This is a genomic window from Terriglobales bacterium, from assembly GCA_035567895.1.
GTDB lineage: Bacteria > Acidobacteriota > Terriglobia > Terriglobales > Acidobacteriaceae > Gp1-AA112.
Genome location: DATMPC010000070.1, coordinates 40,607 through 54,294 on the forward strand (window position 1 = coordinate 40,607; position 13,688 = coordinate 54,294).

At 56.8% G+C, this 13,688-nt stretch carries 10 protein-coding genes; 3 read left to right on the forward strand and 7 right to left on the reverse strand.

Annotated elements, in window-relative coordinates; translation table 11 throughout:
• Positions 1–224 precede the first annotated feature (224 nt).
• Positions 225–1,136 (reverse strand): alpha/beta hydrolase, encoded by a 912-nt coding sequence (locus VNX88_14665; GenBank protein ID HWY69910.1) that lies wholly within the window; start codon positions 1,134–1,136, stop codon positions 225–227.
• Positions 1,137–1,518: 382 nt separating this feature from the next.
• The gene (locus VNX88_14670) at positions 1,519–2,001 is read right to left on the reverse strand and encodes a hypothetical protein (GenBank protein HWY69911.1); all 483 of its coding nucleotides are present in this window, start codon (positions 1,999–2,001) and stop codon (positions 1,519–1,521) included.
• Positions 2,002–2,995: 994 nt separating this feature from the next.
• Here VNX88_14670 and VNX88_14675 point away from each other — a divergent pair.
• Positions 2,996–4,462: a CoA-acylating methylmalonate-semialdehyde dehydrogenase gene (locus VNX88_14675; GenBank protein ID HWY69912.1), complete on the forward strand. Its 1,467-nt coding sequence runs from the start codon at positions 2,996–2,998 to the stop codon at positions 4,460–4,462.
• 141 nt (positions 4,463–4,603) lie between these two features.
• On the opposite strand, the gene hydA is transcribed toward VNX88_14675, so the two are convergent.
• Positions 4,604–5,995: a dihydropyrimidinase gene (gene hydA / locus VNX88_14680; protein HWY69913.1), complete on the reverse strand. Its 1,392-nt coding sequence runs from the start codon at positions 5,993–5,995 to the stop codon at positions 4,604–4,606.
• Positions 5,996–6,269: 274 nt separating this feature from the next.
• On the opposite strand from hydA, the gene VNX88_14685 reads away from it, so the two are divergent.
• Positions 6,270–7,634: an NAD(P)-dependent oxidoreductase gene (locus VNX88_14685; GenBank protein ID HWY69914.1), complete on the forward strand. Its 1,365-nt coding sequence runs from the start codon at positions 6,270–6,272 to the stop codon at positions 7,632–7,634.
• A complete protein-coding gene (gene preA / locus VNX88_14690) occupies positions 7,627–8,961 on the forward strand; it encodes an NAD-dependent dihydropyrimidine dehydrogenase subunit PreA (protein HWY69915.1) in 1,335 nt (444 codons plus the stop codon). Before VNX88_14685 ends, preA begins: the two co-directional genes overlap by 8 nt.
• 48 nt (positions 8,962–9,009) lie before the next feature.
• Here preA and VNX88_14695 read toward each other — a convergent pair whose 3' ends face one another.
• The 4 genes from VNX88_14695 to VNX88_14710 all read right to left on the reverse strand — a co-directional run bounded on the left by VNX88_14695 (position 9,010) and on the right by VNX88_14710 (position 13,524).
• Entirely contained in the window at positions 9,010–9,714 is a 705-nt protein-coding gene (locus tag VNX88_14695; protein ID HWY69916.1) for a DNA alkylation repair protein, read from the reverse strand.
• A 34-nt stretch (positions 9,715–9,748) separates the two neighbouring features.
• Complete coding sequence (locus tag VNX88_14700; protein ID HWY69917.1) at positions 9,749–11,185, reverse strand: NCS1 family nucleobase:cation symporter-1; 1,437 nt, start codon at positions 11,183–11,185, stop codon at positions 9,749–9,751.
• A 15-nt stretch (positions 11,186–11,200) separates the two neighbouring features.
• Positions 11,201–12,514 carry an aspartate aminotransferase family protein gene (locus VNX88_14705; GenBank protein HWY69918.1) on the reverse strand — a complete coding sequence of 438 codons (1,314 nt, stop codon included), beginning with the start codon at positions 12,512–12,514 and terminating at the stop codon, positions 11,201–11,203.
• A gap of 113 nt (positions 12,515–12,627) precedes the next feature.
• Positions 12,628–13,524 (reverse strand): nitrilase-related carbon-nitrogen hydrolase, encoded by an 897-nt coding sequence (locus tag VNX88_14710; protein ID HWY69919.1) that lies wholly within the window; start codon positions 13,522–13,524, stop codon positions 12,628–12,630.
• Between the last annotated feature and the right edge of the window lie 164 nt (positions 13,525–13,688).

Consider the following 13,688-nt stretch of genomic DNA (forward strand, 5'->3'; position numbering starts at 1 on the left):
CCGGCGGTAGAAGTACCGGCGGCGGTAGCCGCTGGGTGAGGCAGTACCGCCGGCGGTAGCCGGTGGGTGCGTTCAAGGTCAAACAACAAGGCGGATTTCATCAAGTGATGAAATCCGCCGTTTGGTTTTCTGGACCATCGCGCGCCCTAGCGCGGGTGTTGCGTTGACTCAGGACTAACGCGCGTACTGACTTAGACAGAAGCTCCAGCAGCTTAGTAGCTCGCTCACAAAAAGTTCTGCAACGCCGTCGTCGTCTCCTTCGGATTCTCCTCGAGCACCCAATGACCGGTGTCATTCAGCACCACAGCGCTCACGTCCGTTGCAACTAATTTCATCTGGTTGGCCAGCACCTCTCCCAGCGACTTCTCTCCACCGATGGCCAGCACCGGCATTGTTAGCTTAGTCTGCGAGAGTTCAGCAAAATCCTTCGCCGCCTGCTGGAACGACACGAAATACGCCCACGCCGCCCGCATCCGTCCCGGACGCGAATAGACCGCCGCATATGCCCGCCGGTCCGATTCGGGAATCGAACGCGTCTTGTTCGCCGCCAGATCATTCCAGAAATATTCGAAGTAGGTGCGTTCGCGTCCCTGCACCAGCGCCTCGGGCGTCGGACCGTTGAAGCGAAAATGCCAAATCGCCGGATTGTTGTAGACCTCCTCCCAACCGCCAACGCCAGGCAGGAAGGCATCCATCACCACCAGCTTTGTCACTTCCGCGGGGAACTGTGCAGCATAGGCATAGGCAACCATCAGCCCAATGTCGTGGCCCACGACTTCCGCCTTCTCAAAGCCCAGCGACCGCACCAGCGCATGCATGCGCACCGCAGCCGACTTCATATCCAGTCCGTCTTTGGGAATGGCAGAGTCGCCAATCCCCGGCAGGTCCGGCGCAATCACCGTAAACCCCCGCGCGAGCGCTGGAATAACCGGCTTCCACATCAGCGAAGTCTCAGCAAATCCATGCAGCAAAACCACCGCCGGACCCTGGCCCGCCATCATGTAGTGAATTGAAACGCCGTCAACGTCGGCCGCGCGCGAGGAGATCGGATTGTCTGCCGCCTCTGCTGCCGACAATGCCGTGGTCAGAAGAAGTACAACCGCGATAGAGACAACAAGTCTGAAAAACGTTCGCAAGGTGTGTGGCTCCTGATGAGAGAATCTCTGGACTATACAGGACGCCTTCACAGCCGATGAGCGATAAGCCAATTAGCGAAAGCTGTTGCAATCCAATTCTCTGTGACGTCCTCCCTTTCCGCTGCCCCATCCTGAGCGGGGACCCCGAACCGCGCTGGTGTTGCAGGTGAATTTAGGTGGAAGCCCCCGACTTTGAGTCGGGGAACAAGGCTTTCAAGCCTTGCGACAACGACGAGCAGTCAAAGAATTGCGCTTTAGCGCTGGCTGGGGCTGCGAAGCGCGAAACCCTGAGGCCTTCGACAACGGAAATCAAAGGAGCCGGTGTTTTGCGCTGGCTCTTCAAGCTTCGCAGCTTAGAAGCTCAGGAGCTTAGCGGCTGTCTTTACTTCGGCGCAGGAGTGTTGTTCTGCGGCTGCGGCTGCGGCTGCGGCTGTTCACTCTGGTGAGCGCGGTCGTTTTTCTTCTGCAACTTTGCGTCGCGCGGGAGCGAGCTGTCGTTTACTACGCCCACTGCTTGCTGATGCTGGTCTTCCAAAATGGTCTTGACCTTCGCCTGCTGGTCGGGGGTAAGGTTCAGCGCCGCCGTGAGCGCGCTCACTTGCTCATCGACGCCTGGAGTACCGGAGTGCATCGCCGGCGCCTGCGAAGGCTCAGTCTGCGGCGTCTGCGCCTCAGGACTCTGCACCGTTCCAGGCTGCGATTGAGGTGATACGGACGGAGGCGTCGCTCCCGGACGCTGCGGATTTTGCTCCGCTGCCCCTGGTGTTTGCGGCGTCTGCGCGGGTTGCTGCATGGAGCCCTGATGGCCAAAGGCACCCAACGCCATGAGCATGCAGAAAAGAATTGCGACAGTGAAATTCTTCATAAGATCTACTCTCCCTTCGAGGTGCGGCCAGTTCTGTCCTGTGATGCCTGTTGAACTCGGCGGGAGGCAAAGAATCGTGAGCTGATGCGCTTCTCTGCTGTTGCCTTTGCTGGAGCTGATTGCCGTCTCTCCGGTCTGTCATCCCGAAGCGCGGTGTTGCGCGAGGGATCTGCTGTTGGCTGTTTGCGGTTGCCTAATCGCTAATTGCCGACTGCTGCTTTTCCGTGTTGGCTGTTCACTTCACCCGATGACGTCCTGAGCCTGCCGAAGAGCCTGCCCTGCCTTTTAGCTTGGGCGCAAAGCGCGAAACCCTGAGGCTTTCGAAGGGGTAGTCGAATGGGATCCTGGGTGTGGTTCTGGCTGTTTGCCGTTGATGAGGTGGCCGGTCCTTACGTCAAAAACTGATTTCCACAGCGAGCGACGGTAAGAACCTTGACTCGGTCCTGCGAGTCGGGGTACCACCGAAGAGGAGATCGACAATCGCTTCGCAGCTTCGTCGTCCGGAGCTTCGCAGCTTGGCTCCGCTTACAAGAAAGGGAGGCGCAGAACGATGACGGTCCTATGCTTCACGAATCCTGGCATTCACTGCAATTTCACTGTTAATTCACTGCCCCTCTCCGCTACCCCCAGTGTTTATGCGGGTTTTATGCAGCGGAAGAAATTCACTGTTATTTTCACTGATAAATTCACTGTTAATTCGTTGTTAGTCTCCTGATCAGTGAATTAACAGTGAATCGGAAATCAGCAGCAATTAGCTAGTAGAAACCGGGGTCCCATTTCCGGGGTTCCCCCTGATCGGGTGAAGTGAACGCAAACGGCGAACACTAAGGTCGCGAAGGAAACGACAAAGGTCACGAAGTATGTCTTTTATGGTTTCGGCTGTTCACTTCACCCGATGAGCCGATCGCCCGATCACCCGATTCCTTTGGGTTTGCTTCCCTGCCATATCCGTCCTAACATTTGTTAGCTCGACGAAACTCAACGAGGTCTTCCTATGTCCAGCAGCGCTATCGCTACGCAGCTTAAGCCGTGTCCGATCTACATCAATGGGCGCCCGCAGATTTCGCGCGGCGAGGTTTTCATCCAGCACAATCCGGCGACGGGCGAGCCTGTGGCTGAGATCCCTATTTGCTCGCACGATGAGGTCGCGGCCGCGATTGCTTCGGCGCAGGCGGCATTTCCCGCGTGGAGCGCTACGCCGGTGATGAACCGCTGCCGCGTGCTCTTCCACTTCCATCAACTGATGGAGAAGCATGCCGATGAGCTGATCGCGCTTGTAACCGAGGAAAACGGCAAGGTGCGCGAGGAGGCTCGCGGATCGTTCCAGCGGGGCCTGGAGTGCGTGGAGTTTGCCTGCGGCGTTTCCAGCCTGATGATGGGCGAAACCGTCGAGCACGTTGGCGCCGACGTGGATGGCTGGTCGACGCGGCATCCGCTGGGCGTATGCGTGGGCATCACGCCGTTTAACTTTCCCTTAATGGTACCGCTGTGGATGTTTCCGGTAGCCATCGCCTGCGGTAATACCTTCGTGCTGAAGCCTTCGGAGCGCGTGCCGCGATCGTCCGTGCGTCTGCTGGAGCTCGTGTACGAGGCTGGACTGCCGACTGGAGTGATGAACCTGGTGCATGGAACCAAGCCGGTGGTCGATCAGCTATTGACCGATCCACGGGTGAAGGCGGTTTCGTTTGTAGGATCGAGCGCGGTAGCGAAGTACATCTACGCAACTGCGTGTGCGAACGGCAAGCGCGCGCAGGCGCTGGGCGGCGCGAAGAACCACTCTGTCGTGATGCCGGACGCGGATATGAACCACTCGGCGAGCACGATCATGTCCTCGTCGTTTGGATGCGCGGGCGAGCGCTGTGTGGCGACTAGTGTGGTAGTGGCGGTGGGCGATGCGGCCGATCCACTGTTGGCGGCGCTGAAAAAGGCTGCCGACGAGATGAAGGTCGGCGATGGCTCGGATCGCAGTACCGTTATGGGACCGATCATCAATAGCGAGGCCAAGAAGCGCATTCTCAACTATATCGACGTGGGCGAGCAGGAAGGCGCGAAGCTGGCCCGGGATGGACGCAAGGATACTTGCTGCGATAACGACGGATACTTCGTTGGTCCGACCATCTTCGACAACGTGAAGCCTTCGATGCGGATTGCACGTGAGGAGATCTTTGGTCCGGTGCTGTCGGTTGTGCGGGCTCGCGATCTGCAGGAAGCGGTCGACGTGGTGAACGCGTCGGAGTACGGCAATGCCTCCTCAATATTTACCAAATCGGGGCACACCGCCCGCGAGTTCAGCGCAAAGGTGCAGACGGGAATGGTCGGAATCAATGTCGGCGTGCCTGCTCCGGTAGCGATCTTTCCGTTCACAGGCTGGAAAGGCTCATTCTTCGGCGATCTGCACGCCTTGGGCAAAGACGGCGTGAAGTTCTATACCGAGACGAGAGTCGTGACATGTAGGTGGTGACGAGTTAACGGCAACAGCAAGAGCGAACACGAAGGTCACGACGGAAACTTCGGAGGTCACTATTCCTCTCAAAAATCCGCGTGAATCCGTTCAATCCGCGTTCATCCGCGTGGGCTCTTGCTTTTCGGCCCCCGGCAGTGCTCAAACTCCAGCGTAAGTCGCGCGTTTGAGGAAATTGCCGCTGCCGGCTTTGCCGTGGAATTTGTCGTTCTCGACCAGCACGCGTCCGCGGGACATGACTATGTCAGGCATGCCTTTTACCTTGATGCCTTCGAACATGGAGTAATCCACACGCATGTGGTGAGTCTTGGCGCTGATCGTGTGTTCCCGATTTGGGTCGAAGATCACGAGATCGGCGTCGCTGCCTACGGCGATGGTGCCCTTGCGCGGATAGAGTCCGAAGATCTTTGCCGGCGTAGTTGACACAAGTTCGACGAAGCGGTTCACGCTGAAGCGCTTCTTCCCTACACCACCGGAATAAATGAGGCTCATGCGGTGCTCAATGCCAGGTCCGCCGTTGGGAATCTTGGTGAAATCGTCTTTACCCAGCTCTTTCTGCTCCTTGAAGCAGAACGGACAATGATCGGTGGAGACGACTTGCAGGTGATCGTTCTTGAGTCCGTTCCAGAGCTTTTCCTGGTGCCACTTCTCGCGTAGCGGCGGAGTGAAGACGTATTTGGCGCCTTCGAACCCAGGAGCGTCCATGTCTTCGAGCGAGAGATAGAGGTATTGCGGACAGGTCTCGGCATAGACGGGCAATCCGCGATCGCGAGCTTCGCGGACTTTCTCCAGCGCGTCGTTGCAACTGAGATGAACGATGTACACGGGAGCGCCCGCCATCTCGGCAAGCGCGATGGCGCGTGACGTGGCTTCGGCTTCAGCCGTAGTTGGACGCGTCAGCGCGTGATATTTCGGCGCGGTCTTCCCTTCCGCCAGCGCCTGCTTGACGATTACATCGATGGCGCCGCCGTTCTCGGCATGCATGCAGATCATGGCGCCAGTTTTTGAGGCAGTGCGCATCGCGCGAAAGATGCTGGCGTCGTCGAGCATAAAGACGCCCGGATAGGCCATAAAGAGCTTGAAGCTCGTAACACCGTCGCGAATGAGCTGCGACATCTCGTCGAGGCGCGCGTCGGGCAGGTCGGTGATAATGCAGTGGAACGCATAGTCGGCGACGGCTTTGGGCGCGGCTTTGTGCATCCAGGCATCGAAGGCCGTGCGTAGTGTCTGCCCTTTGTATTGGATGGCGAAGTCGATGAGTGTCGTGGTCCCGCCGAAGGCCGCGGCGCGAGTGCCGGTCTCGAAATCGTCAGCGCTGGTCGTGCCGCCGAAGGGCATGTCGAGATGCGTGTGAACGTCGATGCCTCCAGGCATCACGTATTTGCCTGCCGCGTTGAAGACACGCGTAGCGTTCTCCTGAGGCAGGTTCGTGCCGATCGAATCGATCTTGCCGTCGACGATAGCTACGTCGGCCGTGTATGTGTCGGTAGCGGTGACCACAATTCCGTTCTTGATGAGTGCATCGAAGGACATTTGGACTCCAAGCTACCAGTTTCCAGAAAAAGCAACAGCAAAGCCAAGAGCGAACACGAAGGTCACGAAGGAAAAAGCGGAGGTCACGAACCGTTTTGCGGACAATCCGCGTGAATCCGTTTAATCCGTGTTAATTCGCGTGAGCATTTGATGTTGGTTTTGCTTCTGCCAGCAGCCAGTAGCTATCAGCCAACAGCTATCAGCTGGAATCGCCGATTTTATGCTATGCTCGCAAAATTTCCAGCCTATCATTGAGACAGGATCAGGGTGATCCATGCACACGGGCCCCAAGCTCACTCCAGAGCAACTCGAAGAGAACTTCGCAGACATTAATCCGCCGCTTACGCCGTCGCTCGCTCTGGAAGCGGCATCGCGCTGCCTGTTCTGCTACGACGCGCCGTGCATCAAAGCTTGCCCGACTGAAATCAACATCCCGCAGTTCATTCGCCAGATCCTTACGCAGAATCTCGTGGGCTCGGCGCGAACCATTCTTTCGGCCAACGTGCTCGGCCATAGTTGTGGTCGCGTATGTCCGACTTCAGTTCTATGCGAGGGCGCGTGCGTTCTGAATGCTGAGGGCAAGAAGCCGGTCGAGATCGGACGGCTGCAGCGACACGCCGTAGATCACGTGCTCGATCGCGGAATCAAGGTGCTGAAGGCTGGGAAAGAGAACGGACAACGAGTAGCGATGATAGGGGCCGGTCCAGCGAGCCTGGCTTGTGCCGCAGAACTGCGACGGTTTGGATACGGGGCGGTGATCTTCGATTCCAAACCTCATCCCGGCGGACTGAATACTTATGGAATCGCTGCTTACAAGATGAGAGCCGAGGACGCAGTGCGCGAGACCGAGATGATCCGTGCGCTCGGCGTGGATATTCGAAACGGGGTGACCGTCGGACGCGACGTGTCCCTCGAGCAACTCGAACGCGAGTACGACGCGATTTTTCTCGGCATCGGGCTGGGCGAAACCGAGGACCTGCACATTGAAGCGGAAAGCATCCGTCGCTGTGCCGATGCGCTGTCATTCATCGAGAAGACGAAGACCAACGGCTTCGATCACGTGCAGGTAGGCACTCGAGTTGCAGTGATAGGCGGCGGCAACACGGCGATCGACGTGGCTACTGCTGCGCGGCGGCTCGGTGCGGAAGTTGTGTACATGATCTATCGCCGCAGTCGCGAAGAGATGTCGGCATTTGACTATGAGTATGAGTTGGCAAAGGCAGATGGAGTGACATTCGTCTGGCAGGCCGCTCCGGTGCGAGTACTCCCCGACGCTCGAGGCAGAGCACAAGGTCTTGTGTGCGTCAAAACCGAACTGGGCTCACCAGACTCGTCGGGCAGGCGCTCATTCCGTCCCATACCGGGAAGTGAATTTACACTCGAGGTCGATATGGTAGTAAAGGCCCTCGGACAGAAGAAGCTTGCCTTCCTGCAAGACATTCCCAAACTCAGATTGGATGGAGGCAAGGTCGTTGTGAATCCCGAGACGATGCAGACCTCGAATCCCAAATACTTCGCTGGAGGCGATTGCGTAAACGGCGGAGGCGAAGTGGTGGATGCCGTGGCGCATGGAAAGCGCGCAGCGCGAGGCATTCACGCGGCACTCTCGTCACAGCAGCAAGGAGTCGCACATGCCTGATCTGAGTATCTATTTCTGCGGAGTCCACTCGCCGAATCCTTTTTGGCTTGCCTCAGGACCTCCGACCAATACCGCTTACCAGGTGATGAAGGCCTTCGATGCCGGCTGGGGCGGAGCCGTGTGGAAGACCATCGGAGATCCCATCATTAATACCGCGTCGCGCTACGGCTCCATCGATTACAAACACGAGCGCATGATCGGTCTCAACAACATCGAGCTCATCAGCGATCGTCCGATTGAAACCAACTTCCGCGAGATCTCTGACGTTAAGAAACGCTTTCCCCGGAACACCGTCATCGCGTCGTTGATGGTCGAATCCAAGCGCGAGACATGGCACGACATCATGCGCCGTGCGCAGGATTCCGGGGCAGATTTGGTGGAGTTGAACTTCGGATGCCCGCACGGCATGTCCGAGCGTGGTATGGGCGCAGCAGTCGGCCAAGTACCTGAGTACGCGACCATGATCACGACGTGGGTGAAAGAAGTCGCAACTATTCCCGTGATCGTAAAGCTCACACCCAACGTTACCGACGTTGCTCACATGGCACATGCCGCAAAGCAAGGTGGCGCGGATGCGGTCTCGTTGGTCAACACGTTCAACAGCCTGGTTGGCGTCGACCTCGACAGCTTCGCTCCGCGTCCAAACGTCGGCGGCTATGGCAGTCACGGGGGTTATTGCGGGCCATCGGTCAAGCCCATCGCGCTTCATATGGTTTCGTCAGTGGCTAAGCATCCCAAAGTCGGTATTCCTATTTCAGGAATTGGGGGTATTGGCAACTGGCAGGATGCCGTTGAGTTCATATTGCTTGGAGCAACATCGGTGCAGGTCTGTACCGCGGCAATGCACTACGGCTTCCGTATCGTTGAAGACATGATCGATGGTCTCTCACAATATCTTGAAGACAAGGGCTTCAGCTCGGTGATGGATCTTGTAGGCAAGTCGGTCGATCGCATCCGCGATTGGGGCGATCTAGATCTGAATTACAAGATCGTCGCGCGCATCGATCCGCAGCTCTGCATCGGCTGCAATCTTTGCTATATCGCCTGTGAAGACGGTGCGCACCAGTGCATCAGCGCTGCGGAGCGACCACGAGGAGATTTGCGCGATGGAGAGATTGCTAAACATGTCCCGCGTATCTTGGAAGATGAATGCGTCGGGTGTAACCTCTGCGCACTCGTTTGTCCAGTTCCCGGCTGCATCACGATGGAACAAATTGATCTCGGGCGACGGACGATGAGTTGGCGACAATTGCAGGAAGCCCGTGGCAGAAATCCCCAGTGCAGCATGGAAGATTTGTTAGCGAATCGAAGTGCCGCGGGAGATTGAACCGAAGGCCCTGCATGTTCGAGTCTAGGGCGTCAACGAGTGGCTCAACTAGGCAAGAATCCTCTTCTTTTGCGTAGAATTCAGCGTTTCGCAAGCAGTTCGCAGGACCAGACGAGTTGCGCGCTCCCGAATTGAAACGAGGAACGGCGTTGTTCGAGTAGCATCTTGTTTCGCGGCCTCCCGCAGCATCCAGCCTAGCCCTTTTTGGACCATGATGTCCTCATCTGCGAGAAGTTCCTTCGCAACCTCTTGCGCTTCTTTCCAGAACATGCCCCGGCGAATGCCGCGTATCAGCGACACCGCCGAAGCGCGGCGTCTCCACAGGTTTCGCGAACGAACCCATTTGCGGACGCACCTCGCTCGTTCCGGCAGCGCTGCCATCATGGGCCCGAGAAGGTACATTGTCAGTCCATCGTGATCAGACCAATTTGATACACGGTCGAGCCATTCGTCGAACAGGCGAAACTCCGAATCGCCAAGCTTAGTCGGGGATGGTTCCAGGAGAAAGACCGCAAAGTTTTTCTCTTCAGATATGGGTCCCCTGAACAGCTCATCCGCCAATTCCACGACAGCGTTCAACCCGGCGCTCTTAGTAAGTGATTTGCGATACTCGTGAGCAAACTTGCGAAGCGGGGCTGTGCGCCAGCCGTGAGCTTCGAATGCTTCCTTGAAGAATCGCTGAGAAGAAAGGGCGATTGACTTCGAGCCGCGAAGCAAGTGTTTGGCGGATCTCGCGAGCCAGCTGCGAGACATCTCGACGCGGAGCAGTGGCTTGCGAAGGCACCGCCTAAACCTCTTGCGCTGCCAGCCGCGAAGTCGTTCTTGGCATTATTGCGAGGTAGACGACGAACGCCACAGCGAAACCGACAAACCAGGAATAGTCATACAGGAAGCGTACGGACGGAATTACCAGACCAATCAAAGCCACACCGCTCCCTGCGATCAACGCCCCAATCGCTCGCCAGTTGAATCCCCGGGAATACTCATACCCAGAGCCGCGCAGGTAAAGGTCGTCAACCCGGAGCTGTTTGCGGCGAATAATGAAGTAGTCACAGATCATGATTCCCGCAACGGGACCAAGCACAGCCGCGTAGCCACCGAGCCACCCAAAGATGAAGGTGCGGTGATTGGCAAGGAGCTTCCAGGGCATCATGGCCACGCCCATCAAGCAGGTAATCACGCCGCCGAGTTTGAATGAAATGCGCTTGGGCCAGAGATTGGAGAAATCGTTTGCGGGAGAGACTACGTTGGCCCCGATGTTGACATTGAGCGTCGCCAACAAAATCGCGAGCAACGAGATCACTACCGCAACTGGTGAATGGAAACGGCTCAGCAATTGAACCGGATCCCAGATCGCCGACCCGTAGATTATGACCGTCGCCGAGGTGACCGCCACGCCTATGAACGAATACAGCGTCATAGTCGTCGGCAGGGCAATCGCCTGGCCAATCAGCTGCCCGCGCTGATCGCGAGCAAAGCGGGTGAAGTCGGGAATATTGAGCGAGACCGTCGACCAGAATCCAACCGTGCCGTTCAAAGCAGGAATCAGGAACTTAAGAAAATCTGAAGTGCTCTGAAACTTTGATGGCGCCGAGAGCATGGGACCGAATCCGCCAGCCGACTTATAGGCCCATCCAAGCAGCAGTAATCCGACGCCGAGCAGGATCGGGGCGCTTACGCCCTGCAGGAATCGGATGTACTCAATTCCTTTGAGCACGACGATCAAGTTGATGCCCCAGAAGATGACGAAACAGATCGCCACGCCGCGGGGATTGTTTGCCCACGACGGCCATAGCGTCGCCAAAAGCGTGTTGATCGCTTCGCCGCCGATCCAGCTTTGAATCCCGAACCATCCGCACGCAACCAGAGCGCGTAGCACAGCCGCAACATTCGCACCCAGAAGCCCAAATGACGCGCGCGCCAGTACCGGAAAGGGAATGCCATATTTCGCTCCCGGGTGGGAGTTCAGCAGCATCGGGGCGAGCACGATGGTGTTGCCGAGAAACACCGTCAGGACAGCCTGCTTCCAGCCCATGCCGCCCTGAATGAGGCTTGCGGCGAGCATGTAGGTCAGGATATTGACAGACATCGAGACCCAGAGAGCAGCATAGTTGTACGTGCTCCAAGTTCGGTGAGCAGCGTCGACAGGCGCAAGGTCGTGATTGTAAAGAGGGCTCGCTTCGATTCGGCTGCGCGTTGTGCTCTCGTGGGCGACCGTGCTCATGGGATTGGTTAGGGCCTACCTCGCTGCTGCCACGGCGGGCTGACGGACCGCGCTGAGTGCTTCATCCATGATTTTGATCGCTTCATCCACGTCGCTCTTCGCTATGTTCAGTGGCGGTGACATGCGGATCACATTTCCGTAGAGTCCGCCCTTTCCGACGAGCAGGCCGCGACTGCGGCATTCTTCCATAAACTGCGTCGTCTCCTGTGGAGCAACCTCTTTGGTCTTGCGATCCTTCACGAACTCTAGCGCTTGCATCAGTCCCATGCCGCGAACGTCGCCGATGAGATCGTGTTTGTCCTGCAAGCTCTGGAGTCCCTGCCGGAAGTAGTTGCCGACGACTTCGGCGTTGTCCATAAGGCGGTCTTCTTCAATGAGATCAATGGTTGCTTTGGCCGCGACGCTAGTCACGGGATTACCGCCGAACGTGGAGATCTGCAGTCCTTTAAAGCTGCCTGCGATCTCTGGTTTCGTGGCTGTGAGTCCAACCGGCATGCCATTTGCCAGGCCCTTCGCCGAGCTAATGATGTCGGGATAGACCTCCCACTGCTCGATGCCGAACCATTTCTTGCCTGTGCGTCCCCATCCGGTTTGGACTTCGTCAGAGATGAATAGCCCACCGTACTGCTTCACGATGTTGAAGACGATCTTGAAATACTCCTTCGGTGGAGTGATGAAGCCGCCGACGCCCTGAATCGGTTCTGCGATGAATGCTGCGATCTGGCCTGACGTAGTGGTCTGGATCACCGCTTCTACGTCTTTCGCACACTCGATCCCACATTCAGTCGGCTTCATGCCGAAGGGACAGCGGTAACAGTACGGATTCAACGCGTGAACTACGCCAGGATTGGAAACCGGCAATGACCTGCGCCAAGTACCATGACCAGTAAGCGACTGCGCGAGCTGCGAGCGCCCGCTGTAGCCATGACGCAATGCTACGACTTCGAAGTTCCCGGTGTACATGCGCGCGATTTGGATTGCGGTCTCGTTCGCCTCAGTGCCGCTGTTCGAGAAAAAGCTCTGGGAAATCTCGCCTGGAGTGATCTGGGCAATCTTCTCGGCAAGCGCGACAACGGCTTCGTTGGGAAAGAGCGTGGAAGCGTGCTGCAGCTTGTCGATCTGCGCCTTCACCTTCGAAGTGACTCGCGGATTCGTGTGCCCGACTGAGATGGTCACAATGCCGCCGAAGAAGTCCAAATACTTGTTGCCATCGGCATCCCAGAGATACTGCATGCTTGCATGATCTGTGACTAATGGCTCGGAAAAGTAAGTGGTGATCGAAGGGAACAAGTACTGCTTATGTTTGCGAATGACTTCTTCTTTAGTCATGTGAACCTCGGCTAAACTTCAGCGATTAGCGATAAGCGAAGCAAATAACAATGTCCAGCGTGCGCGCGGAACCCTTCGTATAGCACAGACGTCCGCCGCGGCGGACTGCGTCTCTAGGACGCTACCTTGGCCACCTTGCCCGCTTGCGATACCAGCGGCTCATACGAATCTGGACGGCGATCGCGGAAGAACTGCCAAGTCTTGCGAACTTCGGCGATCATGTCCAGATCTAAATCCGCTACTACCACTTCGTCCTTATCGCGGCTGGCTTGCGCGATGATCTTGCCGCGCGGATTGCAGAAGTAGCTCTTCCCATAAAACTCACCGATGGCCCATGGTTTCTCGACGCCGACACGATTGATCGCGCCCACAAAGTATCCGTTAGCGACAGCGTGCGCGGGCTGTTCAAGCTCCCATAGATATTCGGAGAGACCGGCAACCGTCGCCGATGGATTAAACACGATCTCGGCCCCATTCAGTCCGAGAATGCGCGCGCCCTCTGGAAAGTGCCTGTCGTAGCAGATGTAAACGCCCACTCGAGCGTAGCGGGTCTGAAAAACGGGATACCCGGTATCGCCGGGGGTGAAGTAAAACTTCTCCCAAAACCCGGGAGCCACTTGTGGAATGTGGTGCTTTCTATATTTTCCGAGATACGTTCCATCGGAGTCGATAACGGCCGCAGTGTTGAAGTACAAGCCGGTCATCTCCTCCTCGTACACCGGAACTACGATCACCATCTTGTATTTGGCCGCGAGCTTCTGCATGAGCTTCGTCGTCGGACCATCGGGGACTCGCTCGGTCATCTCATACCATTTTTGATTCTGCTCGGCGCAGAAATAAGGACCGTAAAAAAGTTCTTGAAGGCACAGGACTTGCACTTTCTCTTTTGCAGCCTGCTCGATCAACTTGAGATGCTTGTCGATCATCGCCTTCTTGATCTTGGACATGCTGTGATCGGGGCCAAGAGGATTGTGGGCCTGGATCAGGCCGCAGCGGACGCTTCGAGACATTACCTACCTCGGATTGAGAATTACCGGAAGCTGAATATATAACGTCCGGCGTGTTCCAAACACTGAAATTCTGCTCATAAGTGATCCCGTTGGCTCCTTCAGGGATGACAGTATTTAAGTAAAGTGCATTTGAAAACAAGGCCCGCTGAAGTCGTGCCCCTCAA

Coding starts and splice junctions, on each gene's coding strand:
- VNX88_14710 (HWY69919.1), bottom strand. CDS start 13,524: ATGTCTCGAAGCGTCCGCTGCGGCCTGATCCAGGCCCACAATCCTCTT.
- VNX88_14685 (HWY69914.1), top strand. CDS start 6,270: ATGCACACGGGCCCCAAGCTCACTCCAGAGCAACTCGAAGAGAACTTC.
- VNX88_14705 (HWY69918.1), bottom strand. CDS start 12,514: ATGACTAAAGAAGAAGTCATTCGCAAACATAAGCAGTACTTGTTCCCT.
- VNX88_14700 (HWY69917.1), bottom strand. CDS start 11,185: ATGAGCACGGTCGCCCACGAGAGCACAACGCGCAGCCGAATCGAAGCG.
- VNX88_14695 (HWY69916.1), bottom strand. CDS start 9,714: ATGTCTCGCAGCTGGCTCGCGAGATCCGCCAAACACTTGCTTCGCGGC.
- VNX88_14675 (HWY69912.1), top strand. CDS start 2,996: ATGTCCAGCAGCGCTATCGCTACGCAGCTTAAGCCGTGTCCGATCTAC.
- preA (HWY69915.1), top strand. CDS start 7,627: ATGCCTGATCTGAGTATCTATTTCTGCGGAGTCCACTCGCCGAATCCT.
- VNX88_14670 (HWY69911.1), bottom strand. CDS start 2,001: ATGAAGAATTTCACTGTCGCAATTCTTTTCTGCATGCTCATGGCGTTG.
- hydA (HWY69913.1), bottom strand. CDS start 5,995: ATGTCCTTCGATGCACTCATCAAGAACGGAATTGTGGTCACCGCTACC.